Source organism: Streptomyces sp. OR43 (genome assembly GCF_008042275.1).
Classification (GTDB): domain Bacteria; phylum Actinomycetota; class Actinomycetes; order Streptomycetales; family Streptomycetaceae; genus Streptomyces.
Genome location: NZ_RDBK01000043.1, coordinates 3,749,080 through 3,775,073 on the forward strand (window position 1 = coordinate 3,749,080; position 25,994 = coordinate 3,775,073).

Below are 25,994 nucleotides of genomic sequence, written 5' to 3' on the forward strand. Positions count from 1 at the left end.
TGAGAAGGAGACGGACCAGTGGCCGACAACGCGCGGGCTAAGAAGCTGGCGGACCTCATCCAGGAGGTGGTCGCCGAGAAACTGCAGCGTGGAATCAAGGACCCGCGCCTGGGTACGCACGTGACCATCACGGACACCCGCGTCACCGGCGACCTGCGGGAGGCCACGGTCTTCTACACGGTCTACGGCGACGACGAGGACCGGGCGAGCGCGGCGGCCGGGCTGGAGAGCGCCAAGGGCATCCTGCGCTCCGCGGTCGGCTCGGCGGCGGGGACGAAGTTCACCCCCACGCTCTCCTTCGTGGCGGACGCGCTGCCGGAGAACGCCAAGGCGATCGAGGACCTCCTCGACCGCGCACGGGCCTCCGACGCCAAGGTGCGCGAGGCGTCCTCGGGCGCCACGTACGCGGGCGACGCGGACCCGTACCGCAAGCCGGAGGACGAGACCGACGAGGACACTGCCTCCGAATGACAGCGCAGAACAAGACGCCGGATGGGTTGGTCATCGTTGACAAGCCGTCCGGCTTCACTTCGCACGACGTCGTCGCCAAGATGCGCGGCATCGCCCGGACCCGCCGGGTCGGCCACGCCGGCACGCTGGACCCGATGGCGACCGGCGTACTCGTGCTCGGCGTCGAGAAGGCCACCAAGCTCCTCGGCCATCTCGCGCTGACCGAGAAGGAGTACCTCGGTACGATCCGGCTCGGCCAGGACACCGTTACGGACGACGCGGAGGGCGAGATCACCTCCTCCACCGACGCCTCCGGTGTCACGCGCGAGGGCATCGACGCGGGGGTCGCCGCCCTGACCGGCGCCATCATGCAGGTGCCGTCCAAGGTCAGCGCCATCAAGATCGACGGCAAGCGGTCCTACGCACGGGTGCGTGGCGGCGAGGAGTTCGAGATCCCGGCCCGTCCGGTGACCATCTCGTCCTTCCACGTCTACGACGTACGCGAGGCGGTGGCCGAGGACGGCACCCCGGTGGTCGACCTGGTCGTCTCGGTGGTCTGCTCGTCGGGTACGTACATCCGGGCGATCGCCCGCGACCTCGGCGCCGGGCTGGGCGTGGGCGGGCATCTGACCGCCCTGCGGCGCACCCGCGTCGGTCCGTACGGTCTCGACGGGGCGCGGACGCTCGACCAGCACCAGGAGGAGCTCGTCGTGATGCCGGTGGCCGAGGCCGCCGACTCGGCGTTCCCCCGCTGGGACGTCGACGAGAGGCGGGCCAAGCTGCTGCTCAACGGTGTGCGGCTCGACATGCCCGCGTACCCGCCGGGGCCGGTCGCGGTCTTCGGGCCCGACGGGACGTTCCTGGTCCTCGTCGAGGAACAGAAGGGCAAGGCCAAGAGCCTCGCCGTCTTCGCCTGACACCCCGGGGCTCATGGCCCTGTCGTGGAGCGGGCAGCGCCCCTGTGCCCGCTCCACGACCCCCCCACCGGATTCTGTCCGGCGAACGCCTCTGATTCACCCCAACGGGCAGGCGCTCGGAGTGAATCGGGGGTGCAAACGGGGCGCTTTTACCCTGATCGCTCTTCGCGCCGATCACCGTCGCCCTACCGTCGGATCATGGGATGCGGGGACCGGACGACGCTGGTACGACTGTGCGATCCGGCGGGCAGGCCGCGGGGGACGGGCTTCGTCGCGGACGGCCGGGGAACGGTGGTGACCAGTCACGAAGCGGTCGACGGCCTCCCGCACCTCCTGTTGCACGGCGTGGACGGCCGCAGCTGCCGCGTCGAGGCCCACGAGATCACCGCACTGCCGGAACTGGACCTCGCGCTGCTGCCCACCGGCGGACCGGACACGCTCGGCGTGGTGCCCCTGCCGATCGCCCCTCGGGAGCGGATCGACGCCGGCGCCTATGTGACGATCGCCGCGCACGGCGTCCGCGAGGCACGCGTGCTCGGCGCGACCGCGGCGGCCTACACCGCGGGCGGCCGTACCCACACGATCGTCCGGGTCCTGGAACTGGCCCTCGGTACGGACGGCAGCGATGCCCTCAGGCTCCGCGGCGCGGCCGTGGGCGGGCCCGTGTTCGACCCGGACAGCGGCGCGGTCATCGCGGTCCTGGGCACCGCCCTGCACACGGGGCACGCCGCCGCCGGCTGCGCGGTGCCGCTGGCCGGCCCGGACCGCGACGGCCCGCTCGCCGCGCTGCTGCGGCGCAACGCGACGGAGGTGCCCGGATACGGAACCGGTCTGAACATGGCGGGTGCGCTCCAGCTCACCGCCATGTCGGTCGGCTCCGCGGGCGGCCCGAGCGCCTGGCCCGACCCGGTGGAACGGCCCGACGCCCTCGCGGAGTTCAACGACTTCGCGGCGGCGGGCCAGGGCGGGGACGGGGCAGCACCCGCGGTGGTCCTCGGCCTGGTCGGGGCGCCGGGCACCGGCCGCACCACGGAACTCGCCGCGCTCGCCGCCCGGCGGACCCGGGGCCCGGTGCCCGCGCCCACCCTGTGGCTGCGCGGCGCCGACCTGCTGGCCGACGACACCTCCGTGGCCGACGCGATCGCCCGCACCCTCCAGCAGGCGGGGCGCATCGTCACCGCCGCCGGAGCCGTGGGCGACATGGCGGCCGCCACCCCCGAGCGGGTGGCCGGGCTGGCCGCGGACGCCGGCAGCCCGCTGCTCGTCCTGCTGGACGGCCCCGAGGAGATGCCGCCCGTCCTGGCGCACCGGCTGGCCCGGTGGACGGCGGGCTCCGCCGACTGGCTGCGCGCCCACAGGGCTCGCCTGGTCGTCGCGTGCAGGCCCGAGCACTGGGAGACCGCGGGTGCGCTCTGGCCGCCGGAGGCGCTGCACCGACCGGCCCGTCCCGCCAGGCGGCTGCCCTCGGCGGTCCGCATCGGCGACCTGACCGTGGGCCAGGCCGAACGGGCCAGAGAGCGCTACGGCCTTCCGCCCGACGCGCTCGCCGTCGGCCACGACCGGCATCCGCTCACGCTGCGACTGCTCGCCGAAGTGCGCGGGGCCCTGCCGGCGGGCGCCCCCGGACGCCCCGACACCGAAGAGGTCTTCGGCGCCCACCTGGACCTCATGTGCCTGCGCATCGCGGTCCGGATCGCCGCCCAAGTGCGTCCCGCACCGCACGGCACGGCGGTGCGGCGGCTGGCGGCGCGGGTGGCGGGCCAGGTCCACGAGGCGGCCCGGCGCTGCCTGGGGCCGGGGCAGGGCGAACTGGACCGGGTCGCGTTCGAGGAGGTCTTCCCGTGGCGCACGGGCTGGGCGTCGGCGGTGCTGGCCGAGGGCCTGCTGGTCCCGGCGGGAGCGGGCTACCGGTTCGCCCACGAGGAGCTGGGCGACTGGATCCAGGGAGCGCATCTGGACCTGGACGCGGCGCTGCGGGCACTGGTGCACCGGTGGCACGCGGACGCGGCTGCGGGGGAGGGCGTGGACCGGGTACCGCATCCGCGCCGGCCGGGTGGGCAGGTCGTGTCTCGGGTGTCTGCGCCGGAGCAGCCGCACCCGCGCGGGCCGAGCGTGCAGGCTGCACCTCAGGTGCCCGCGCCGGAGCAGCCACACACCCTTCCCGTGCCGCGCCACCGGATCGGCCCGGTGATCCAGGCACTCCTCCTCCTGGGCCGCCGCCAGGGCCCGGCCGCGCTGGCCCACCGGCTGGCCGACCTGATCGAGGCGCTGGACCGGCTCTCGGCGGGGGAGACCGGGCAGGCCGCTCAGGCCGCTCAGGAGGCCGGTCAGGCCGCGGAGACCGCGCCGGGCGCACCCGCCGCGACGGCCGCACCCGGCGTACAGGCCCCACCGGCCCCACCCGCCGCACAGGCCCTGCAGCACAGCGAGGACGCCGCACAGGCCGGCCATGCCGCGGAGACCTCACCGGCCCTGGCGGGCGGCGCCGGTGCGCCCTTTCCCGACGCGCGCTGGTGGGCCGGGCATCTGCTGGCCGAGACGCTGCTGCGGGTCCCCGACGCCCGTCCGCACCTCGGGGTGCTCCGGGTGCTCGCCGGGCGGATCGTCCGCAGCTCCGCCGATGCGGGCGGCACCGGTGCGCGAGGCGCGTACGCCGAGTTCGGGCCGTGGTTCTGGCGGCGGCTGCGGCTGCCGGAGGCGGACCGGATGGATCTGTTCCGGCGGCTCGTCCCCGCCGACGGGCCACCGCGCACCGGACGGGACGACAACGGCAACGGCGACGGCGAGCGGTTCCTGGACGCCGTGGCCCGTCGGCTCGCCGCCCATCCGCGCACGCTCCAGCCGCTCCTGTGCGCCTGGTTCACCGACGAGCGCCCGCTCGCGGCCGACGCGGACGTCGTCCCGCGCCCCACCGTCGCGGCGGCCGCGCAGGCACTTCTCCACGCCCGCCGCGACCTCGCCGTGGACGACCTGGCCGACGCGCTCGTCTCCTGCGGCCACCCCCGCGCCGACGAACTGCTCGCCGCGCTGGCCGAGGACGAACCGGCGGCGCTCTGCCGGGCCGTCGAACGGTGGTCGCGCGACGACGACCGACGGGCCCGCCGGATCGCCGCGGCTTCGTACGCGGCGCTCGTCGCCCCGCAGCTGACCCAGGACACGGACCGCGCCCTGCTGCGCCGAGCCGCGCTCGCCCTGCTGGCCCGCCCGGCCGACACCGATCTGCACGGCGCCGTGCTCGCCCTGCTCGTAGCCGATCCGCAGACCCGGGACCGCTATCTGCCGCAAGCCCTGCGGGCCTTCGTCGCGGACGGGCCCAAGGTGACCGCCGCCGCGCTCGCCGTCGCGCTGCCCACCCATCCCGAGCCGGTGCTGGCCGCGTACCGGGAGCGGCTCGTACGGCCCGGGGACGGCGCGGGCGAGGCGCTCCGCGCCCTCGCCGGGATCGACGCCCCCGCGCTGGCGCTGCACACCGCCGGGCTCGTCCGCGCCTACGTCGACAGCCACCCGGAGGACACCTCGCACACCGCCGCGTACGTCGACCGCAGGCTGGAGCAGGGGGCCGCCGCCCGGGCGCTGCTGCTTCCCCTGCTGACCGGACTGCTCCGGGACCGGCCGCCGGCCCCGCCGGTCCGGGGCGCGCTCGCCGGGGTTCTCGCCTCACCCGGCAGCCCCGCGTCGCAGCCGTCGCGGGACACCCTGCTGGAGGTGCTGCTGGACTTCGAGCAGGGCGGCGGCCAACGGGACCCGATCGTGCTGGAGGCCCTGCTGCGGGCCGCCGCGACCGGCTGTGCGGGGCGGCCACGGGTCCGCACCCGGGCGCTCGTCCACCGCACCGGGATGCTGCTGCTCCGTACCCCGGAGGGGGCCGGCCTGTTCGACCGGCTGCTGGTCGCACTCGCCCGGGACGTACCCGGGTTCGGTGCCCTGGTCGTCGAGTGGCTGGCCGACGCCCCGCAGGAGTGGGCGGCGGTCATCGGCCCCAGCGCGCGGCGTACGGTCGAGGGGTTCGAGGGCGGGCCGGGATCCCCGATGACCATGCCGATGCAGGCCGCAGGGCGTGAGCATGGCAGTCTTAGACCTGCGTAAGAGACAAACCCACGTACACAGGTTCGGGCGAGGAGCGGTCAGAGTGCAGCGCTGGCGTGGCTTGGAGGACATCCCCCAGGACTGGGGACGCAGCGTCGTCACCATCGGCTCCTATGACGGGGTGCACCGCGGACACCAGCTGATCATCGGCCGGGCCGTCGAGCGGGCCCGTGAGCTGGGGGTGCCGTCGGTCGTGGTGACGTTCGACCCGCATCCCAGCGAGGTCGTCCGCCCCGGCAGCCATCCGCCGCTGCTCGCCCCGCACCACCGCCGTGCGGAACTGATGGCCGAGCTCGGCGTGGACGCGGTGCTGATCCTGCCGTTCACCACCGAGTTCTCGAAGCTCGCTCCGGCCGACTTCATCGTCAAGGTGCTCGTCGACAAACTGCACGCCCAGCTGGTCATCGAGGGCCCCAACTTCCGGTTCGGGCACAAGGCCGCCGGAAACGTGCGGTTGCTCAGCGAGCTCGGTGACACCTACGACTACCGCGTCGAGGTCATCGACCTGCGGGTGCGCGGCGAGGCCGGCGGCGGCGAGCCGTTCTCCTCGACCCTGACCCGGCGCCTGGTCGCCGAGGGGGACGTGGCCGGCGCCGCGGAGATCCTCGGCCGTCCGCACCGCGTCGAGGGCATCGTCGTCCGCGGTGCGCAGCGAGGACGTGAACTCGGCTTCCCCACCGCGAACGTGGAGACCCTGCCGCACACCGCGATCCCCGCCGACGGCGTGTACGCGGGCTGGCTGGAGGTGAACGGCGAGGCGATGCCCGCCGCGATCTCGGTCGGCACCAACCCGCAGTTCGACGGCACCGAACGGACGGTGGAGGCGTACGCGATCGACCGCGTCGGCCTCGACCTGTACGGCCTGCACGTCGCCGTGGACTTCCTCGCGTATGTACGCGGCATGCTGAAGTTCGACTCGATCGACGATCTGCTCGTGGCGATGGCCGCCGATGTGAAGCGGTGCAGCGAGCTGATCTCCGCGTACGACCGGGGCTGAGAACCTCGCCCGCACCTACGGCTCCGGCCGGGACCCTGTGACAGCGGTCCCGGCCGGAGCCGTATCGGCAGGAGTCAGCTGTTGAGTTCCTCCAGCGTCTTCCCCTTGGTCTCCACGGCGAACAGCGCGATCACCGCGCCCACCGCCGCCACACAGCCCAGCTGGGTGAAGACCATCGTGAGACCGGCACCCGAGCTGATGATCGCGCCGACCACGATCGGTCCCAGGATGACTCCGAGCCGGTTCCACACCCCGCCGAACGACGCTCCGCGTGCCCGGCTGCGGGTCGGGTAGAGCTCGGGCGTGTAGAGGTAGAGGCTCACGTTGGTGGCGAAGACGAAGAGCGTGGTGACCGAGGCCCACATCGCGACCTGGCCACCGGACGTGGCACCCGAGACGGCCAGCGCGAACAGGGCGACGGCCGCCCCGCCGAGGCCGACGGTCAGGGACACCCGGCGGCCCACCCTGTCGATGACGAGCGCGACCAGCAGACAGCCGATCAGGCCCGTCACATTGCTCAGCAGCGCGTAGTTGAGCGCGGTACGCAGATCGAGGCCGAACTCCTTGGTGTACAGCGAGGGCAGCCAGGTGGCGATGCCGTGGTTGACGTAGTACGCGACGAACCACAGCGCCGACACCACGGCCGTGCGCCGCAGGTAGCGGCCCGTGAACAGATCCCGCAGTCCGCCCCGGGAGGTCTCGACGGCCGTCGCCGGGCCCGGTGCCGGGAGCGGGGCACCGGTCGACTTCGCCACGTCCTTCTCGATCCGGGCGATGACCCGTTCCGCCTCCGTGACCCGGCCCCGGGAGAGCAGCCAGCGGGGCGACTCCGGGACCTGGCGGCGCAGGACGACGACGAGGAGGACGGGCAGGGCGCCGATCACGAACATCACCCGCCAGCCGAAGCTGGGCACCACCCAGCTCGCGACGAGCGTGGCCGTGGCGAGGCCGGCCGGGAAGATGAGTTCGTAGAGCAGCACGAAGCGGCCCCGGTGATCAGCACGGGCGATCTCGTTGATGTACGTGGCGGCGACCGGCACGACACCGCCGATGCCGAGGCCCTGAACGAACCGGAAGAGCGTGAAGAGGGCGAAGCCGGGCGAGAACGCGACGGCGAGGCTGGCCAGCGCGGTCACGGCGACACCCAGCGCGACGGTGTTCACCCGGCCGATCCGGTCGCCGAGCCAGCCGGCGACGAGCGCCCCCAGCAGCATGCCGACGGAACCGCTGGTGACGATCATCGTGCCCTGGCCGGTGCTCAGCTTCCACTGTTCGGTCAGGACGGGCAGCGCGGAGGCGGTCAGCAGCTGGTCGAACGCCTCGAAGAAGGTGACGGTTCCGATCAGTGTGCGGACCTTGATGTGCCAGCGAGAGCTCGGCAGGCGTTCGAGTCTGGCCGAGACGGAGCTCACGGCGGGGCCGTTGGCCACGATTGACATGGGGATCCTTCCGCGAACAGGAGTTGCGGTGACCCTAGGAAGAAGTGTCTTAGCGGTCAATAACTAAGTGCTTAAATGTTACGAGAGGTTCCCGGCGTCCAGGGCCCGGAGACCGGTGCCGGTTGTATCGTGAACACCTCACCGCTGCGCCGGGCGTGGTGGGTCCGGAAGGAGGCGCGGGGGGCGCGGCACCGCACCGTCCCCGCCATCGCACATGACGCGTAGAGCATCCGGCCGCCCCGACGCGGTCGACCTCGTCCTTGAGCAGTGGAAGCGTGAACTCCCCGGCCTGGACGCCTCGCCGATGGAGGTGCTCGGCAGGCTTCACCGCAGCTTTCTGCGGTACCAGGGGCTGCTGTCCGAACTCTTCGAATGCTTCGACCTGAACATGGCCTCCTTCGATGTGCTGGCCGCCCTGCGCAGGTCAGGGCCGCCGTACCGGCAGACCGCCGGTCAGCTCGCGGACATCGCGCTGGTCACCACGGGCGGCATCACGCTGCGGCTGGACCGCCTGGAGAAGGCCGGTCTGGTGACCAGGGAGCGTGACGCGAAGGACCGCAGAGTCGTGTACGCGTGCCTCACCGAGCGGGGTGCCGAGATCGCCGACACGGTCGCCGTCGCACACTTCGCCAACGAGGAACGGATGCTCGCCGAACTCTCCGGACCCGAACGGCGCCGGCTGGGCGAACTGCTCGGCAAGCTCGAACGCTCGCTGGAGACGGCGGAACGGACACCGCCCGACCGGGCCGCGCTGATGGCGTCCGTACGGCGGGATCCGATGCATAATCCATAGCACTCACCGTCTGAGTGCTCAGGCTTTGCCCCAGGGGGACGTGCCGGAGGCCGGTGCGCCGGCCCGGAGGAGGTTCGTACCGTGCGTGAGCTGCTGTCGGAACTGCGCTCCTGGGACGAGGCCGGAACACCCTTCGCGCTGGCGACCGTCGTCTCCGTCCGCGGCAGCGCCCCACGGGCGCCCGGCGCCATGATGGCCGTGACCGCCGACGGCGCGGTGGCGGGCAGCGTCTCCGGGGGCTGTGTCGAGGGAGCGGTGTACGAGGTGGCGGGCGAGGTGCTCGCCACGGGCGCCCCACAGCTGCAGTCGTACGGAATCAGCGACGACGAGGCCTTCGGCGTGGGACTGACCTGCGGTGGAACCATCGACGTCCTCGTCGCCCCCTACACCGCGGCGGCCGACCGCTCCTGGCTCCGGGAGGTGGGGGAGACCGTCGCACGCGGCGAACCGGTCGCCGTGGCCACCGTCCTCCCGGACGGCGCCGGAGCGGGCGCCAGACGGGTGGTCCGGGCGGACCGGGCCGAGGGCTCGCTCGGCGACGAAGGGCTCGACGCGGCCGTCACCGACGACGCCCGGGGCCTCCTCGCCCAGGGTGCGACCGGCCGGCAGTGGTACGGGTTCCACGGTGAGCGCCGCATGCAGGACGTGTCCGTCTTCATCCAGACGTACGCGCCACCGCCCCGCATGATCGTCTTCGGCGCCATCGACCACGCGGCGGCCACCGCACGCATCGGGTCCTTCCTCGGCTACCGGGTCACCGTGTGCGACGCGCGCCCGGCCTTCGCGACCCGTGAGCGCTTCCCCACCGCCGACGAGGTCGTCCGCGCCTGGCCGCACACCTACCTGTCGGACACGGACGTCGACGAGCGCACCGTCCTGTGCGTGCTCACCCACGACCCGAAGTTCGACGTGCCCCTGTTGGTCGCCGCGCTGCGCACACCGGCGGCCTACATCGGGGTGATGGGCAGCCGGCGCACCCATCGCGACCGGCTGGCACGGCTCCGGGAAGAGGGCGTGAGCGACGCGGACCTCGCACGGCTGGCCTCGCCCGTCGGGCTCGATCTCGGCGCCCGTACACCGGAGGAGACCGCCGTATCGATCGCCGCGGAGATCATTCAGCATCGCTGGGGCGGCACGGGACGCCCGCTCGGTGAACTCTCCGGCGCGATCCACCACGGCCGGCCCTAGCGGGCGGGCTCCGCACCGGAGGCCCGCCCGCACTCCCTAGGGCCGCGCCGCCGCCCCGCTCGCCCAGTGGCACGCCACCTGCGTCTCGCCGCCGCCCGCGAGCACCGGCAGGTCCTTCGTGTGGCAGGCGTCCGCGACACCCGCCCGCTCCGCCTCGCCCGAGGCCAGGACCTGGCAGCGCAGATGGAAGCGGCAGCCCGACGGAACCTTGGACGGGTCCGGCGGCTCACCGGTCAGCACCACCGGCTCGCCCTCGGCCTCCGGCAGCACCGACAGCAGCGCCTGGGTGTACGGATGCTGCGGAGCCGTGAGGATCTGCTCCACGTCGCCCGTCTCCACGATCCGGCCGAGATACATCACCGCCACCCGGTCCGCGATGTTCCACGCGAGACCGAGGTCGTGCGTGACCACCAGCGCGGACAGGCCCAGTTCGTCCCGCAGGCGCAGCAGCAGCGCCAGGATCTCGCCGCGCACCGAGGCGTCCAGCGAGGCCACCGGCTCGTCCGCCACGATCAGTTCGGGCTCCAGGACCAGCGCGCCCGCGATCACGACCCGCTGACGCTGACCGCCCGACAGCTCGTGCGGGTAGCGGAGGAAGAACCGCTCCGGAGGCCGCAGCCCCGCCCGGGACAGGGCGTTCGTCACGGCCTCCCGCTCGTCGCCGCCGTACCGGTGGATCCGCAGGCCCTCGGCCACCGCGTCGTACACCGTGTGCCGCGGGTTCAGCGAACCGCTGGGGTCCTGCAGCACCAGCTGGACCCGCTTGCGGTACGCCTTCAGCGCCCGGCTGCCGTAGTCGAGCGGCTTCCCGTCGAAGGTGACCTGCCCGCCCGTCGGCGGGACCAGGCCGAGCAGCGAGCGGGCCAGCGTCGTCTTGCCGCAGCCCGACTCGCCGACCAGCGCGACGATCTCGCCCGGCCTGATGTCCAGGTCGACCCCGTCCACGGCGCGGGCCTGGCCGGCGCCGTGCCTGCCGGGGAACGAGACCCGCAGATCCCGCGCACTGAGCAGGTCCGTGGTGGTGGTCATGATGTGCTCCTTGCTTCCTCGGCGCCCTGCGGGGTCACGGCCCCGTCGGGCCCCACCAGCACGCAGGCGGCCTCCCGTCCGGGCCCCGCCATCCGCAGTTCCGGGTCCTGCGTGGTGCAGGAGTCCAGCGCCACCGTGCAGCGCGGATGGAACGTGCAGCCGGCCGGCAGCGCCGACGGGTCGGGCGGGTCGCCCGGCAGCCCACGGGGCGCGAACCGCGAGGACGGGTCCCCGATCCGCGGGAAGGCGCCCGACAGGGCCTTGCTGTACGGATGGTGCGCCCGCTCGTAGACCTCGGACGCCGGGCCCTGTTCCACGACCCGTCCCGCGTACATCACCGCGAGCCGGTCGCAGGTGTCCGAGAGCACCGCCAGGTCATGACTGATCATGATCAGTCCGAGGTCCTGCTCGGAGACCAGCTGCTCGATCAGCCGCAGGATCTGGGCCTGGATCATCACGTCGAGGGCCGTCGTCGGCTCGTCCGCGATGATCAGGCCCGGATCGCAGGCGAGCGCCATCGCGATCATCACGCGCTGCCGCTGCCCGCCCGAGAGCTCGTGCGGATAGGCGTCCGCCCGGGCGGCGGGCAGACCCACCTGCTCCAGCAGCTCACCGGCACGCTTGCGTGCCGCGGCCTGCGTCGTCTTCCTGTGCAGGACGATCGGCTCCGCGATCTGGTCCCCGATGCGGTGCACCGCGTTCAGCGAGTGCATCGCGCCCTGGAAGACGATCGACGCGCCCGCCCAGCGCACGGCCCTGACCTGCCCCCACTTCATGGCGAGGACGTCCTCGCCGTTCAGCAGGATCTCGCCGGTGACCTTCGTGCCCGCGGGCAGCAGCCGCAGCAGCGCGAGCGCCAGGGTGGACTTCCCGCACCCCGACTCCCCGGCGATGCCGAGCTTCCTGCCCGCGTCGACCTCCAGGTTCACCCCGCGGACCGCCTGGGCCCCGCCGGCGTACGTCACCGTCAGATCGCGTACCTGGAGAAGAGGCGTCTTACGGATGCTCGTCGTGCTCAACGGGCCACCCCCAGCTTGGGATTGAGGACGGTCTCGATGGCGCGCCCGCACAGGGTGAACGCCAGGGCCACGAGCGCGATGGCGATACCGGGCGGCGCCAGGTACCACCAGTCGCCCGCGCTCACCGCACCGGCTTCGCGTGCGTCCTGGAGCATGCCGCCCCAGGAGGTGATGGTCGGGTCGCCCAGGCCGAGGAAGGCCAGCGTGGCCTCCGTCAGGATCGCGCTGGAGATGACCAGCGTGGTCTGCGCGAGCACCAGCGGCATCACGTTCGGCAGGACGTGCCGCAGCATGATGTGTCCGTGCCCGCCGCCCAGCGCGCGGGCGCGCTCGATGTAGGGGCGGGACTCCACGGCGAGGGTCTGCGCCCGCACCAGCCGGGCGGTCGTCGGCCAGGTCGTGACGCCGATCGCGATGATGACCGTCCACAGGGAGCGGTCCATCACGGTGGCGAGCGCGATGGCCAGGACCAGGGTCGGCATCACCAGGAACCAGTCGGTGACCCGCATGAGCACGGTCGAGTACCAGCCGCGGAAGTGCCCCGCGACGATCCCGACGACCGTACCGATGGCTACGCAGAGGAAGGCCGCGAGCAGCCCCACGGTCAGCGAGACGCGCGCACCCCAGATCAGCAGGGCGAGGACGCTGCGGCCGAACTGGTCGGTGCCGAGCGGGAATTCGGCGCTCGGTGACTCCAGCGCTCCGCCCGGCGCCTCCGTGACGCTCTGCGCGTCCGCGCCGGTCAGTACGGGGGCGCACACGGCGATCAGAGCGATCAGGAGGAGCCCGGCAAGCCCCCACAGACCACCGCGGTGGCCGCGGTAGGCCTGCCAGAACCGGGCCACGGAGCGCCGCTTGCGGGCCCGGGCCAGCGCGCCCGCGCTCTTGGCCGCCCCGGGTCCGGACTCCTCGGGCACGGGAGCCTGCGCCCCGGGTGTGGACGCGGGCATGGATTCGGTCGTCATCGGCCCACCCGGGGATCGAGCAGCGGATACAGCAGATCGGCCAGGGTGTTCGCCAGGATCACCGCGGTGGCGAAGACGAAGAACAGCGCCTGGACGAGCGGAAGGTCGGGGACGCTCAGCCCCTGGTAGAAGAGTCCGCCCAGACCCGGCCAGGAGAACACGGTCTCGACCAGGATCTGTCCCGCGACCACATGGCCCAGGTTGACGAACATCAGCGTGAAGGTCGGGAGCATCGCGTTGGGCACGGCGTGCTTGCGACGGACCGTGTCGTCGCGCAGCCCCTTCGCGCGCGCCGTCGTCAGATAGTCGCTGCCCATCTCGTCGAGCAGCGAGGAACGCATCACCAGGAGCGTCTGCGCGTAGCCGACCGCGACCAGGGTGATCACGGGCAGCACCATGTGGTGCGCGACATCGAGCACGTACGCGAAGCCCGACTCGTTGCCCGACTCCAGTCCGCCGGTCGGGAACATGCCCGGGATCGGTCCGACGCCCACCGAGAAGACGATGATCAGGAGCAGACCGAGCCAGAACGACGGCACGGAGTACAGCGTGAGCGCGAGCGCGGTGTTGAAGCGGTCGCTCTTCGACCCGTTGCGCCAGGCGGTGCGGGTGCCGAGCCAGATGCCCAGCGCGCTGTACAGGACGTACGCCGTGCCGGTGAGCAGCAGCGTCGCCGGGAGCGCCTCGGTGATCTTGTCGATGACCGGGGCGTGGTACTGGAACGAGGTGCCGAAGTCACCGGTGAGCGCGTCGCCCACGTAGCTGGTGAACTGCTGCCACATCGGCTGGTCGAGACCGAGCTGGCGGCGCAGCGATTCGAGCTGCTCGGCGGACACGGGCCGCCCGCCGGTCATCTGCTTCACCGGATCGCTGGGAATCAGCCGGAAGAGGAAGAAGCTGGTGACCAGGACGGCGAACAGCGAGACGGCCGCGCCGAAGATCTTGGCGGCCACGTACTTCAGATAGGCCTGGGTGTTGCGCGCCCGTGGGCCGCGGGCGGCCGGTGGCGCGGCGGGAGCCGGGCCGTCCGTGTCCGCATCCGCCTGTTTCACGAGCGCCGGAGTGCTGTCAGCTGTCATAGGAACTCTCGTTACTCGTGCTGCGCTTGGAGGGATCGGCCGGCGGGGCCCCGATGCCAGGGCCCCGCCGGCGTCCGCCCTCATCCCGTCCGCGGGAACCGCCCGCGGTCCGTGGTCCTACTCGCGCTCGTCCGCGGTGGTGCGGCGGCGACGGGAGAGGAGGAACCCGCCACCGGCGAGAACCACCACGGCCACGACGATGCCGACGACGATCCCGGTCGAGCTCGAACCGGAGTCGCTGTCGCCGTTCGCGCCGTCGCTGCCGGCCGGAACGGCCGACCACCAGCTCCAGTACCCGTCCTGGCCGTAGATGTTGCCGGCCGCCTCGGGCATCGTCGTGATCGACTTGATCTGGTCGGTGCGGTAGGCCTCGACCGCGTTCGGGTACGCGATGACGCTCATGTACCCGGAGTCGTACAGCCACGACTGCATCTGGCCGACGAGGTCGGCCCGCTTGGTGGTGTCGTACTCGGCGAGCTGCTTCTTGTACAGCTCGTCGTAGGTCTTGTCGCAGATGAAGTTGTCCGTGGCGGCGCTCGCCTTGGCCTTGGCCGGCAGGGCCGCGCAGGTGTGGATGCCGAGGACGAAGTCCGGGTCGGGGTTGACGGACCAGCCGTCGAAGGCGAGGTCGTACTCACCGGCGTACCAGGGCACGGAGACGTCGTCGAGGCAGTCGACCTTGAGGCCGACGCCGAGCTTGCCCCACCATTCCTTGAGGTACTTGCCGATCGCCTTGTCGTTCGGGTCCGTCGCGTGGCACAGGATGCGCAGGTCGAGCGCCTTGCCGTCCTTGCCGACGCGCTTGCCGTCCTTGAGCGGGTAGCCCGCCTGGTCCAGGAGCTTTCCGGCCTTGGCGGGATCGTAGGCGAGGCTCTGGCTCGCCGAAGGCTGCCAGGCGTACTCGGAGAAGCGCGGCGGGATGTATCCCTGGCCCTCGACGGCGTGGCCCTGGAAGACCTTGTCGATGATCGTCTTGCGGTCGATCGACAGGAACAGTGCCTGGCGGACCTTCTGGTCGAGCAGCGCCTTGTTGCCGTTGCCGAACTTCTTGCCGTCCTTGGTCTGCGCGCCCGGGTTGGTGGCCAGCGCGAAGAACCGGCGCCCCGGACCCTCGTTGACCTTGATGTTCGCGTCGCCCTTGAGCGAGTTGGCCTGGGCGGGCGTCAGCGCGGGCGAGCCGGCGACGAAGGAGACCTCGCCCTTGCGGAGTGCGGCGACCGCGGCGTCCTGGTCCTTGTACGTCTTGAAGACCAGCTCGTCGAACTTGGGCTTGCCGCGCCAGAAGTCCTTGTTGGCCTTGAGCTTCACGTACTGGTCGACCTTGTAGTCGCTCAGTACGAAGGGGCCGTTGCCCACGACGGGGAAGTCCGTGTCGTTGTTGAACTTCGAGAAGTCCTTGACCTTCTCCCAGACGTGCTTGGGGACGATCGGCACATCGAGCGCGGCCATCGTGGCCTGCGGCTCCTTGAGCTCGATGACCAGCTGCGTCGGACTGGGAGCCGTCACCTTCTTGAAGTTGGTGACGAAGCTGCCGTTCGCCTGGGCGGCGGCCTCGTCCGTCATCATCTTGTTGAACGTCCAGGCCGCGTCCTCGGCGGTGGCCTGCTTGCCGTCCGACCACTTGGAATTACTCCGAATGGTGTACGTCCACGTCAGCTTGTCGGCTGACGGCTCCCACTTCGTGGCGAGACCCGGGACGGCGTGGTTGTCCTTCGGGTCGTAGTTCGTCAGGAAGTCGTACATGAGCCGGGAGACGCTGGTGCTCAGCAGCTTCTGGGCGAGGAACGGGCTCAGGGAGTCGACGCTCTGCGCGACCGCGACGGTCAGCGTCTTGCCGCCGCTGTCGGCGGCCTGGGCCTGCTGGGGCGCGGCCCCGAGGGGCATGCCCGGTACGACGGACCCGGCTGTGAGCGCAAGGGCGGCCGCGCCGGACGCCACGAGGATGCGCAGACGTGAGCGTGGCTGGGCTGAGGGCGGTGGAACTCTTTCGACCATGGTCAGGGACCTCGCGTCAGGACTCGCACGGAGAAGGCGGGTTGATCTGTGGTTCGCCAGCTGGTGAAGCGAAGGTTTATCAGCGGTGGTCGAGCCGCGTCAACGGTCACCGAAACGGCGTGTGGTCTGCGGGAATGCAATGAGGGCCCACATCGTGGAAGCGATGTGGACCCTCATTGGTTCAGACCTCTGACGCCTTACTGCTGAGGCGCTGGCGGCGGCTGTGGAGGCTGCTGCTGCCACCCCGCGGGCGGTACCGGACCCTGGAGTTCGGGGTGAGCGGGCTGACCCGGCTGACCAGGCTGTCCGTCGTGCTGCGGCGGTGGTGGCGGACCGGCCTGACCGGCCGTCGACTGCGCCTGGGAGGGCAGCGACTGCTGCCAGTGCTGTCCGGCGCCGGGCGCCTGCTGTGGGGGATAGGGCTGCTGCGGCTGCCCGCCGTAGGGCTGCTGCTGCGGGTACGGCTGTCCGGGCTGCTGCGGTGGCTGGGGCTGGTAGGGCTGCTGGGGTGCGTACGGCTGCTGCCCGGGTGTCGGCATCTGCTGGCCCGGCATCTGCTGTCCAGGCATCGGAGGGGCGTACTGCGGCGGCGGGTTGCTGCCGCTCGACGTCCACAGTCCCTGCTGCTGCTGGGCGCGCGCGAAGTCCTCGGCGACCAGGGCGGAGAGGTGGAAGTACGCGTCCCGGGTCTTCGGGCGCATCATGTCGAGGTCGACCTCGGCACCGGCCGACAGGTGTTCGTCGAACGGGACGACGACCACGCCGCGGCAGCGCGTCTCGAAATGCTGGACGATGTCGTCGACCTTGATCATCTTGCCGGTCTCGCGGACCCCGGAGATGACGGTCAGGGACCGCTGGACGAGTTCCGCGTACCCGTGAGCCGACAGCCAGTCCAGGGTGGTGGAGGCGCTCGACGCGCCGTCGACCGACGGGGTCGAGATGATGATCAGCTGGTCGGCGAGGTCCAGCACCCCGCGCATCGCGCTGTAGAGGAGCCCGGTGCCCGAGTCCGTGAGGATGATCGGGTACTGCTTGCCCAGCACCTCGATCGCGCGCCGGTAGTCCTCGTCGTTGAACGTGGTCGAGACCGCCGGGTCCACGTCGTTGGCGATGATCTCCAGACCGGAGGGCGCCTGCGAGGTGAACCGCCGGATGTCCATGTACGAGTTGAGGTGCGGGATCGCGTGGACCAGGTCACGGATGGTGGCCCCGGTCTCGCGGCGGACCCGGCGGCCCAGCGTGCCGGCGTCGGGGTTGGCGTCGATGGCGAGGATCTTGTCCTGCCGCTCGGTCGCCAGGGTCGCGCCCAGAGCGGTCGTCGTCGTGGTCTTGCCCACGCCGCCCTTGAGGCTGATCACCGCGATCCGGTAGCAGGAGAGCACCGGGGTGCGGATCAGTTCGAGCTTGCGCTGCCGCTCGATCTCCTCCTTCTTCCCGCCCAGCTTGAAACGGGACGCACCGGACGGGTTGCGGCTGCTCTTCGCCTTCTGCTTGCCCCGGACGAGCCGGTCGGAGGAGAGCTCGACGGCGGCCGTGTAACCGAGGGGTGCGCCCGGCACGGAACGCTCGCGCTGGTCGTGCGTGACCGGCGTGGGCCAGGCGCTTCCGGCGCGAGGGTCGGCGGGCGGTCCCTGCGGAGGGCCCTGGGGCGTTGTCTGCGGGGGGAGTTGCTGGTGGTGCGGCTGCTGGGCGTGAGGCTGCGGCTGCTGAGGGGGAAGCTGGGCGGGCAGATTCGGGGTGGCCTGAGCCGGCTGCTGGGCGCCCTGAGGGAATCCGTAACCGCTCTGCGGCTGCTGCGGGGCGTGCGGGAACTGAGGCAACTGGGGTGCCTGAGGCGCTTGGGGAGCAGGCGGGGGAACGGCCGCACCCTGCTGCTGTCCGGGCCATTGGTGCGCCTGAGGCGGTTGGGGCGCGGGTGCCACAGGAGGCGGGAGTTGCGCCGGAAGTGCCGCCCCCGGCCGGTCCTGCTGCGGGAAGGAGGAAGCCTGCGGGGCCTGCGGGCTCKGGGCGGCTTGGGCGGCCGAGGTCTGCGGGGCCTGCGGGCTCGGGGCGGCCTGGGCGGCCGGCGCCTGCGGGAAGCCGTAGCCGCCCTGCCCGGCGTCGGCCGGAGGCGTCGGGGGCCAGTGGGAAGCGGGCCGGGGTGGATCCGGCTGCGGCGCGGCGGGCTGGAACGACGGCGGCAACGGCGGCAGTCCGCCCGGCGCCGGCGCGGGACTCCAGGGCGCGGGCGCCGCGTCCTCGGGTACGCCGGCCGGCGGTACGTCGAGGGGGGCCGCATCCGTGGGAGCGGGCGGGGGTACGGCGTCCGAGGGTGCCGAGTCCGTGGGGACGGCGTCGGCGGGCTCGTCGGCGTGCGGGCTGTCGTCGGAGCCCTCGTGGCCGGCGGCCSSGGCCGCCGCGTCGGTGTCGAAGGGTGCGACGGCGGCTTCGGGCTCGCGGAGGTCGTCCTCCGAGGCGGAGAACGGCGGGTTGCCGGACGGCGTCGAGGAGGGCGCGGACGACGAGGAGTCCGGATCCGCGTCGGCCTCCCCGGAACCGTCCCGCACCTCGTCCTTCACCTCGGCACTGTCCCCGCCCCCGTCCCCGTCACGGTCATCGTCACCTTCATCGGCAACGGCATCGTTCTCGGCGTGCGAGGAACCGGCCGCCGGGCTGCTGTCCTCCGGCTCGGCACCGTTCTCGGCGGCGCTCCCGGCATCGGCTCCCGCCGCGGCCTCGCGCTCGGCGATCTCCCGCTTCAGCGCGGCGGACGAGAACCTCATCGTCGCGCCGCTCTCCACGTCGCCGCCCCCGAAGGGATCCGGCGCACCGCCCGCACCCGGCGCCGAATGCTCGGCCGCGGCACCGTGGGCCGGGGTAGGGGCCGGGGCCGGGGCCGGAGGCGCCGGATTCCAGTCGGGTTCGAAACCGCTCCCGGCCGGCAGCCCGGGCACGGACACCGGGGCGCCGCTCGGCGGCGGGGGCGGTGCCAGGTGTGTTCCGGCGCCGCCCGACGAATCGCCCGGCGCATTCTGCGTGTACCAGGCGGGCGGGGTGTAGTCGATGGTGAACTCACCCGTCATCTCGGCGGGCTCCGCGTCGGACGACTCGTCGACGGGCTTGTTCCAGCCCCCGCGCATCTCGTCCCGATCGCCGTTCACTTTGCCTCCTGGTGTGGTCGAGCACCCTTGTGCCGTGGTGGGTGGGGGCGACCGTTCCCTTAGGTCCTGACCTCGTGCGAACCGCCCGGCTCTCCCCCTGGGACGCGCCTTGCCTGCCCGCAGGTTCTTCTGCCGCGCCCGGACCCACCCTAATCGTCATGGGGCTCGCCACGGCAGGCCGTACAGCACCGCGGCCGCTGTCCCGTACGCCACGTACTGCCCCCAAGTGGACTGAGTGCGGCCGAGGATGAGGCGTAAAGCGGTCAAACATGCACATCTATGCAGGGAAATCTGAACAATTCGCACACGTCTCGGTGGGGCGTCAGTCCATCCTGCGGGCGTCGCCCAGCAGTCCCGATTCGGTATCGGTCGCCCGGATCATCACGAACTGCCGGTCCCGCCGGGTGCACCAGAGGGTGACGCCGTCCGTCAGGGTGGACAGGGCCCGGGTGTCATCGGAACCCAGACGCATGAGATGCCCGATCTGTTCGGCTTCGTCGGGAGAGACCCGCTGAATGCCGACCAGTGACGACTTCTCCATCAGTCCGGCGGCGACCGGACTCAGATATGGCAGCAGTGTCACCACGGACTGCCACGGGCCTGACGCCACCCGCCCGCGCGGTGGCCTTATGCCGCAGTCCCGCACCACGACGACCGGCGATCCGGCCGACGGGCCCTGCGGCGGCACCCGCCCCACCTCGTGCAGGGCGATGCCGGCCCCGTCATCACCGCCCGCGGCCCGCACCAGACCCTCCCAGGCCGGCGCCCGCCCCGTCTCCACCACGATCCGGGCGCCGGTCGCCGCCGCCCGCAGCGCCAGCACCTGCGCCGTCCAGAGCCCCCCGATCAGTGTGACGTCGTACGGAGTGGGCCGGACGATACCCAGCACGGCGGGGCGCCCCTCGCCGTCCACGCCGACCACCACGCCGTCGTCGCCGACCGGCAGGGCGAGCGAGGCCAGCTGCTCGGGACGGACCGTGTGCCGGGGGCGGCGAGGGCCGGCCGCGCCGAACCCCAGCCGCCCACGGCCCCGTACGGGTACGGACATCAGCGGGTCCCTCCGAGAGGCAGGGTGGCGAGCACGCCGGGCAGCTGTTCCCGGTCCAGTCGCACCAGCGAGGTCTTCACGCCGCGAGCCGTTCGCTCCAACTCATGCCGTGCGGCGAGGAGTTCCCGGTCATCGCGGCCGCTGACGCGGACGTGGCCGGTCACCGTGACCTCCTGCCGGTCGCCGTGCCCCAGCGTGAGACTGAACGTGGTGGCCAGGGCCGGGACCGAGGTGAGCAGCGCGACGAGCTGCGGCATCGACGCGCCGCCCCCGCCCAGCTCCGGCCAGCGGCGCACCCAGTACGTGGTGTGCGGCCGGTCGTCGCACCACCAGGTGCGCGAGGTCTCCCGGGTGCGGCGGGCGGGCGCCCCGTCCCGGCCCGCCCGGGCCGTGACCGACGGGCTCGCGCCGGCGGACGTGGCGAGCGCCGCGCCGAGTTCCTGCTCCGTCAGCACCGTCGCGGTGAGCCCCGCCCCCGTCAGCCTGCCCGCCAACTGGTCGGCCGCGCGCACCAGGCACTTCTGCGCCCCGGTGAAGCCGCCGCCCCGTGCCCGCACGGCCTCCGGGCAGAGCTCCGGGGCCAGCTTCAGCGCGATCCAGGTGATCCGGACCGCCGGAGTACCCGTTCTGGCCTGCAGAGGCGCGTAGTTGCGGGCCATGACCGACTGCTCGGGCAACCGCGCGGCGGGGGCCGGCTGGGTGTGCTGCACGATCTGCGCCGACTCCAGCCGGATGCCGTCGACGTCGAGCGCGTCCCGTACGAGTGCCAGGGGAAGCGGCCTCGCGGACCGGTCCCGGCGCAGCGCCGTGCCGTCCGCGTCGATCCTGAGGACGGCCGTCAGATACGTACCGTCGCCGATCATGCCGACCGGACGCCGGTCGCGACCTCCGAACGCGTGGGTGCGCAGCGCCGGTTCGCACTCGGTCACGGGCGCGATGCCCGGCTCGGTGTCCGCGGCCGGTTCCACCGACGCGGCGCGGCGCTGACGGGCGCGCAGGGCGAGGACCGCGTGCAGCAGCGCGGGCAGCGAGCGGCGCCGCCGACGCGCGACGGCGAACGCCACCAGCACGGCCGCCGCCACGGAGGCCGGGGCCAGCAGCAACGGCTCCACCACCCAGGCACACAACAGCAGCGCCCCCGCGATCTCGAACAGGACGAGTTGGTGGAGCCGCAACGGTCCGGCCTTGCCGCCCCAGCGCGCGATGCCCTGCCCGCGGCCGTCGGCCGAGGGGTCCGGCGTCGCGTTCCGAAGGCCTCCGGGAGAGCGTGTGGCGGCGGCCGGAGCCGTCCGCGTCGTGGAAGCCGTCATCGCGGCACCCCCCGTTCTCCGGCCCGGCGCCTTCCGGACCGACCCGTGCCAGGCTCGTCCCACCGTGGTCCCCGGCGGGGTGAATCACCCTACCCGGCCCACAACACCGTTGGATCTACAGGCATAGTAGGGAGCCGGTCCGGCATCGGGGGTCCGGTACGGGACGCCGGCCGCGGCCGTTCCCGGTGCCCTGCGGTCGGACACAGGAGACGGACGGACTCATGGCATCGCGGCGCGACGACCTCAACGCGTACACCTTCGCGAAGCGGCGGATGGTGGCCGCGTTCCTCCAGCCCTCGCCCACCGGATCCGACGAGGGTGCCCCGCGCCCGCTGCGCGCCGTCCTCCCGGGCCTCGTCGCAGGTGCCCTGATCCTCGCCGGGTTCGGCGCCTACGGCATGTTCAGGCCGGCCGCCCCCAAGGACTGGGACAGCCCCGGGACCAAGGTCATCGTCGGCAAGTCGTCGACCACCCGCTACGTGGTGCTCACCACCGGCAAGGGCGAGGACCGGGAAACCCTGCTGCACCCCGTGCTGAACCTCGCCTCGGCCAGGCTGCTGCTGACTCCGCGGAACTACGGGGTCATCCAGGTCGACGACGACATCCTCGACGCGGGCAAGCCCCCGCGTGGCCCCGTCCTCGGCATCCCGTACGCCCCCGACCGGCTGCCCGAGGAGGAGGACGCGGGCACCGCCAAGCGCTGGGCCGTCTGTGTGCAGCCCGGCGGCAGGGGCACCAGCGTGCAGAAGGCCGCCTTCGTCCTCGCCGCACGCGACGACGCACTGACCGAGGGAACCGGCACGCTCACCGGCGGCCAGGTCCTCTACGTCAGGGGACAGGACCGCACCCGCTACCTCGTCGACGCCCGCGGCACGAAGTACCGCATCGACGAGAGGGCCGCCGACCTCGGCCATCTCACCGGCGCCCTGGTCGGCAGCGCCCAGCCGCAGCCCGTCACCGACGACTGGCTGGCCACCCTGCACGACGGCAGTCCCGTCACGTTCCCCCGGATCCCCGGCACCGTCGGCGCCCCCGCGCACATCGAGGGTCACCTGTCCGCGCAGGAGAACCGCGTGGGCACGGTGCTGCGCACCAGGAACGGAGAGGGGACCGCCTACTACGTCGTCCTGGACGGCGAGGTCCGGCCGGTCTCCGAGTTCACCGCCTGGCTGATCGTCAACTCCCCGCAGACCGCACCCCTCGACCTGGCCGGCGAGGCGCGCCCGGCCGGTCTCCAGGACTTCGTCCCCGGTTCCGAGCCCTTCGCCGGCCAGGCAGCGCACTGGCCCACGCGCCGAGCCGTCCGCGTCAACGCCACCGACGCGGGCGCCGCCGGCCGTGACACCGTCTGCAACGTGCTGCGCCGCACCGACGGCACGGGCCGCACGACGCTGAGCACCTGGGCCGGTACCGCGTTCCCCGCCCCCGTCGGCGCCGGCGGCACGAGCACGTACGTCACCCCGGGCAGCGGCCTCCTCTACACCCAGGTCCGGGAAGGACAGAGCAGCCCGGACGGATCACTCTTCCTGGTGACCGACACCGGACTGCGGTACGCGGTTCAGGCGAACGGGGACAGCGACGCCGAACGGTCCGACATCGGCACCGCCGGAGCGCGGGAGGGGCAGGACGAGCGCCCCGAACCCAGCCAGGCACAGATCAGGCTCGGGTACGGGAAGGTGACGCCCGTCCCCGTCCCGATCGCCTGGTCGGAGTTCCTCGCCAGAGGACCCCGGCTCGACACCAACAGCGCCCGCAGGCCCCAGGGTTCCTGAGGGGCCCGGCAGGGCTGCGGAACACCAGTGGACAGAGGCGGGGGAGAGCGCGTGATGCCGTATCGGACATGGGTCCTGCTGACGGCGGCCGCCGCCGCGCTGGGCGCACTCGCGGCGCCGCAGGCCGGGTACACCGTCCCCCGCCCGGACGGCCTGCGCCTCGACGGCGTCGGTGTGTGCGACTTCCCGATGAAGGAGCAGTTCGAGGGGCGGCCGTGGCCGCTCCAGCGGGTGCTCCTCGACGCGTTGTGGCAGGACACGCGGGGCAAGGGCATCCGGGTCGCCGTCATCGACACCGGAGTGGACGACACCAACCCGCAGCTCAGGGACGCCGTGGACGCCTCCGCGGGCATCGACTACACGGGAGGCGGCGGGAGCGACGGCACCGTGGACGAGGTCGGTCACGGCACCAAGGTCGCCGGGATCATCGCCGCCCGTCCCCGCACCGGCACCGGGTTCGTCGGTCTGGCACCCGAGGCCACCGTCATCCCGATCCGTCAGAACGACGGGCGACGGGGCGGCCTGGACCGTGCGATGGCCGCCGCGATCGACCATGCGATCGCCCAGGGCGCCCAGGTCATCAACATCTCCCAGGACACCACCAGGCCGCTGGCCGACGACTCGCTGCTCGGCCGGGCGGTGGCGCGTGCGGTCGCCGAGGACGTCGTGGTGGTCGCCGCCGCCGGGAACGACGGCATGGACGGCCGGCAAAGGCTGACCTATCCCGCCGCCTTCGACGGTGTCCTCGCCGTCGCCGCGTCCGACCGCAACAACGAACGCGCGCCCTTCTCCCAGGCGGGGGAGTTCGTGGGGGTCGCCGCCCCCGGCGTCGACATCGTCTCCACCGTCCCGGGCGACGGCCAGTGCACCGACAACGGCACGAGCTTCGCCGCGCCCTATGTCGCCGGAGTCGTCGCGCTGATGCGCGCCAAGTACCCGGACTGGACGGCGGCCCAGATCATCGCCCGCATCGAACAGACGGCGGAACGGTCCGTCAACGGGCGTGACGCCTTCGTCGGATGGGGTGTAGTCGACCCGGTCCGCGCGCTGTCCGGGGACGACGCCCCGCAGGACGCCCCCCACCCGGACGCGCCACCCGCCGGGGCCCGCGCTCCCGAGCCCGCGCACCTGGCGCTGTCGGAGACCTCGGAGCAACGCAGCAAGCGGTACGCGACCTATGCACTGGCCTCGGCGGCCGTGCTCGTGGGTGTGGTGGCGGGCGTGGCGACCGTGGCACGCGACGTCCGCCGACGCCGCGTTCCGCGCCACCGCTGACCCGTACGGAAGCCTCTTCCCACCACCGGGACGTCCCGGGGCGAGGCGCCGAAGTGGCTAGGGTGATCGGGGACTTCACATGAGTGACGGGAAATCAGGAACCGGCCGGAGGTGCCGCCGGAACCGGTGCTTCCAGCCCCGCACCGCATCCCTTCGTCCCCTTCACGCTCTTTCGTATCCCTACGCATCCCTACGCATCCTTGCGCCGCTGCGCGCACCGAGAGAGGACCTCCGCATGACCAACCCCGCGGGCGGTTTCGGACTTGCCGACGAGCCGGTCATCCAGGCCAGGAACAAGATCGTCAAAACCGCCGAGGCGGTCTCCACACAGTCCAGGGAGCTGGCCGACATCCTCGCCACGGCCGGGGCCGGGTGGACCGGTGCCGGCGCCTCGGGATTCACGTCCGCACAGCTCCTGATCAACGAGGACCACGACGAGATCCGCCGGCTGCTGAACGTGCTGCTCCACGCGGTGGGCAGCACCAGGAACCTCAGCAACGCCAACGACGAGGAGGTCCGCGCGGCCTTCAACGCGGTCAGAACACCGGCCTCGGCGGGCAGCGCCTCGGGCCTCGACGGCGTCTGACCCCGCCCCTCCCTCTTCCTTTCCCCTTCCCCACAGCCGAGCCAGAGGAGGCCCTTATGGGCCACGACCCGCACACCAAGGTCAGGTACGAAAGCGTCCAGGAGATGGCGAACCGCATTCGCGTGGTGTCGCAGAACATCTGCCGCGACCTGGAGGAGATGGACGGCGCGCTCAAGGTGGTCACCGACACCTGGGACGGCGAGGCCCACACCGCCTACGTGCTGCTCCAGAACAAGTACCGCGGCAAGGCGGACGACATGAAGGGCCGCCTGGAGCACGTCGCGAGGATCATCGAGAACGGCAAGGACAACTACCGCACCACGGACCTCAGGGCCTCCCGCCTGTTCACCGAGGCGTACTGAGACACCCGCGAGGCCCGGCGTACAAGAAGGCGGCCCCGGGTACAAAGGGGTGGCCCCGGGTACAAAGGGGCGGCCCCACGTACACGAACGCGGGGCCGCATACAAAGAGGAGGGGCACGTTCACCCGAACGTGCCCCTCCCGCCGTACGGAGACGCACGTTCCGGTGAACGCGGCTCCCGCACGCGGCGTCCTACGTGAGGTCGAACTCGCCGTCCCTGGCTCCCAGGACGAACGCACGCCACTCGGCCTCCGTGTACCGCAGCACGGTGTCCGGGTCCAGCGAGGACCTCATCGCCACGGCCCCGCCCGGCAGATGCGCGATCTCCACGCGCTCCTCCGCCTCCTCGGTCCCGGGCGCACTCAGCCATTCCACCCCCGAGATGTCGAGTGCGTACAGCTCGTCCTTCTCCGCCTGCGTGCCCATGGTCAACGGTTCCTCTCCGTACGTGGCTCTGCACGGCACCGTACAGGCACCGCCGCGGCCGTCAGGCCCTGTCCGGAGTTCCCCTGCGGACAGGGCCGTTCCTGTGCATCCACGCCGCC

General features: G+C 72.4%; 20 protein-coding genes. 10 read left to right on the top strand and 10 right to left on the bottom strand.

The window, feature by feature from the left end; genetic code table 11:
• The first annotated feature begins 18 nt into the window (after positions 1 to 18).
• The 4 genes from rbfA to EAO72_RS36120 all read left to right on the top strand — a co-directional run bounded on the left by rbfA (position 19) and on the right by EAO72_RS36120 (position 6,450).
• A complete protein-coding gene (gene rbfA / locus EAO72_RS36105) occupies positions 19 to 471 on the top strand; it encodes a 30S ribosome-binding factor RbfA (RefSeq protein ID WP_148021232.1) in 453 nt (150 codons plus the stop codon).
• Positions 468 to 1,367, top strand: coding sequence for a tRNA pseudouridine(55) synthase TruB (truB, locus tag EAO72_RS36110; RefSeq protein ID WP_148021233.1), 900 nt, complete (start codon positions 468 to 470; stop codon positions 1,365 to 1,367). The genes rbfA and truB overlap by 4 nt, the downstream gene beginning before the upstream one ends.
• A gap of 198 nt (positions 1,368 to 1,565) precedes the next feature.
• Positions 1,566 to 5,453 carry a S1 family peptidase gene (locus EAO72_RS36115; protein ID WP_148021234.1) on the top strand — a complete coding sequence of 1,296 codons (3,888 nt, stop codon included), beginning with the start codon at positions 1,566 to 1,568 and terminating at the stop codon, positions 5,451 to 5,453.
• Positions 5,454 to 5,496: 43 nt separating this feature from the next.
• Positions 5,497 to 6,450, top strand: coding sequence for a bifunctional riboflavin kinase/FAD synthetase (locus EAO72_RS36120; protein WP_148021235.1), 954 nt, complete (start codon positions 5,497 to 5,499; stop codon positions 6,448 to 6,450).
• A gap of 74 nt (positions 6,451 to 6,524) precedes the next feature.
• On the opposite strand, the gene EAO72_RS36125 is transcribed toward EAO72_RS36120, so the two are convergent.
• Positions 6,525 to 7,889: an MFS transporter gene (locus EAO72_RS36125; protein WP_148021236.1), complete on the bottom strand. Its 1,365-nt coding sequence runs from the start codon at positions 7,887 to 7,889 to the stop codon at positions 6,525 to 6,527.
• 214 nt (positions 7,890 to 8,103) lie between these two features.
• Here EAO72_RS36125 and EAO72_RS36130 point away from each other — a divergent pair, with 214 nt between their 5' ends.
• Positions 8,104 to 8,682 (top strand): MarR family winged helix-turn-helix transcriptional regulator, encoded by a 579-nt coding sequence (locus EAO72_RS36130; RefSeq protein ID WP_148021237.1) that lies wholly within the window; start codon positions 8,104 to 8,106, stop codon positions 8,680 to 8,682.
• A gap of 81 nt (positions 8,683 to 8,763) precedes the next feature.
• Complete coding sequence (locus tag EAO72_RS36135) at positions 8,764 to 9,870, top strand: XdhC family protein (protein WP_148021238.1); 1,107 nt, start codon at positions 8,764 to 8,766, stop codon at positions 9,868 to 9,870.
• A 36-nt stretch (positions 9,871 to 9,906) separates the two neighbouring features.
• Here the strand turns inward: EAO72_RS36135 and EAO72_RS36140 are convergent, their stop codons facing one another.
• From EAO72_RS36140 to eccE, 8 genes are all read right to left on the bottom strand, one after another.
• On the bottom strand, positions 9,907 to 10,899 hold the full coding sequence (locus EAO72_RS36140) for an ABC transporter ATP-binding protein (protein ID WP_148021239.1): 993 nt from the start codon (positions 10,897 to 10,899) through the stop codon (positions 9,907 to 9,909).
• Complete coding sequence (locus tag EAO72_RS36145) at positions 10,896 to 11,918, bottom strand: ABC transporter ATP-binding protein (protein WP_148021240.1); 1,023 nt, start codon at positions 11,916 to 11,918, stop codon at positions 10,896 to 10,898. The genes EAO72_RS36140 and EAO72_RS36145 overlap by 4 nt, the downstream gene beginning before the upstream one ends.
• Positions 11,915 to 12,883, bottom strand: coding sequence for an ABC transporter permease (locus EAO72_RS36150; protein WP_148021241.1), 969 nt, complete (start codon positions 12,881 to 12,883; stop codon positions 11,915 to 11,917). The genes EAO72_RS36145 and EAO72_RS36150 overlap by 4 nt, the downstream gene beginning before the upstream one ends.
• Positions 12,880 to 13,962: an ABC transporter permease gene (locus tag EAO72_RS36155; protein ID WP_148021242.1), complete on the bottom strand. Its 1,083-nt coding sequence runs from the start codon at positions 13,960 to 13,962 to the stop codon at positions 12,880 to 12,882. Before EAO72_RS36155 ends, EAO72_RS36150 begins: the two co-directional genes overlap by 4 nt.
• A gap of 117 nt (positions 13,963 to 14,079) precedes the next feature.
• Positions 14,080 to 15,957: an ABC transporter substrate-binding protein gene (locus EAO72_RS36160; RefSeq protein ID WP_148021243.1), complete on the bottom strand. Its 1,878-nt coding sequence runs from the start codon at positions 15,955 to 15,957 to the stop codon at positions 14,080 to 14,082.
• Positions 15,958 to 16,154: 197 nt separating this feature from the next.
• The gene (locus EAO72_RS36165; RefSeq protein WP_148021244.1) at positions 16,155 to 19,097 is read right to left on the bottom strand and encodes an SCO5717 family growth-regulating ATPase; all 2,943 of its coding nucleotides are present in this window, start codon (positions 19,095 to 19,097) and stop codon (positions 16,155 to 16,157) included.
• Positions 19,098 to 19,419: 322 nt separating this feature from the next.
• Positions 19,420 to 20,145 carry a hypothetical protein gene (locus EAO72_RS36170; RefSeq protein WP_148021245.1) on the bottom strand — a complete coding sequence of 242 codons (726 nt, stop codon included), beginning with the start codon at positions 20,143 to 20,145 and terminating at the stop codon, positions 19,420 to 19,422.
• Positions 20,145 to 21,455, bottom strand: coding sequence for a type VII secretion protein EccE (gene eccE, locus EAO72_RS36175; RefSeq protein ID WP_148021246.1), 1,311 nt, complete (start codon positions 21,453 to 21,455; stop codon positions 20,145 to 20,147). The genes EAO72_RS36170 and eccE overlap by 1 nt, the downstream gene beginning before the upstream one ends.
• A gap of 221 nt (positions 21,456 to 21,676) precedes the next feature.
• Here eccE and eccB point away from each other — a divergent pair, with 221 nt between their 5' ends.
• From eccB to EAO72_RS36195, 4 genes are all read left to right on the top strand, one after another.
• Complete coding sequence (gene eccB, locus EAO72_RS36180; protein WP_148021247.1) at positions 21,677 to 23,227, top strand: type VII secretion protein EccB; 1,551 nt, start codon at positions 21,677 to 21,679, stop codon at positions 23,225 to 23,227.
• A gap of 54 nt (positions 23,228 to 23,281) precedes the next feature.
• Positions 23,282 to 24,502, top strand: coding sequence for a type VII secretion-associated serine protease mycosin (mycP, locus tag EAO72_RS36185; protein WP_148021248.1), 1,221 nt, complete (start codon positions 23,282 to 23,284; stop codon positions 24,500 to 24,502).
• Positions 24,503 to 24,737: 235 nt separating this feature from the next.
• Complete coding sequence (locus EAO72_RS36190; RefSeq protein WP_148021249.1) at positions 24,738 to 25,088, top strand: WXG100 family type VII secretion target; 351 nt, start codon at positions 24,738 to 24,740, stop codon at positions 25,086 to 25,088.
• A gap of 56 nt (positions 25,089 to 25,144) precedes the next feature.
• Complete coding sequence (locus tag EAO72_RS36195; protein ID WP_148021250.1) at positions 25,145 to 25,450, top strand: WXG100 family type VII secretion target; 306 nt, start codon at positions 25,145 to 25,147, stop codon at positions 25,448 to 25,450.
• Between the two features lie 191 nt (positions 25,451 to 25,641).
• Here the strand turns inward: EAO72_RS36195 and EAO72_RS36200 are convergent, their stop codons facing one another.
• The gene (locus tag EAO72_RS36200; RefSeq protein ID WP_148021251.1) at positions 25,642 to 25,875 is read right to left on the bottom strand and encodes a DUF397 domain-containing protein; all 234 of its coding nucleotides are present in this window, start codon (positions 25,873 to 25,875) and stop codon (positions 25,642 to 25,644) included.
• Positions 25,876 to 25,994 lie beyond the last annotated feature (119 nt).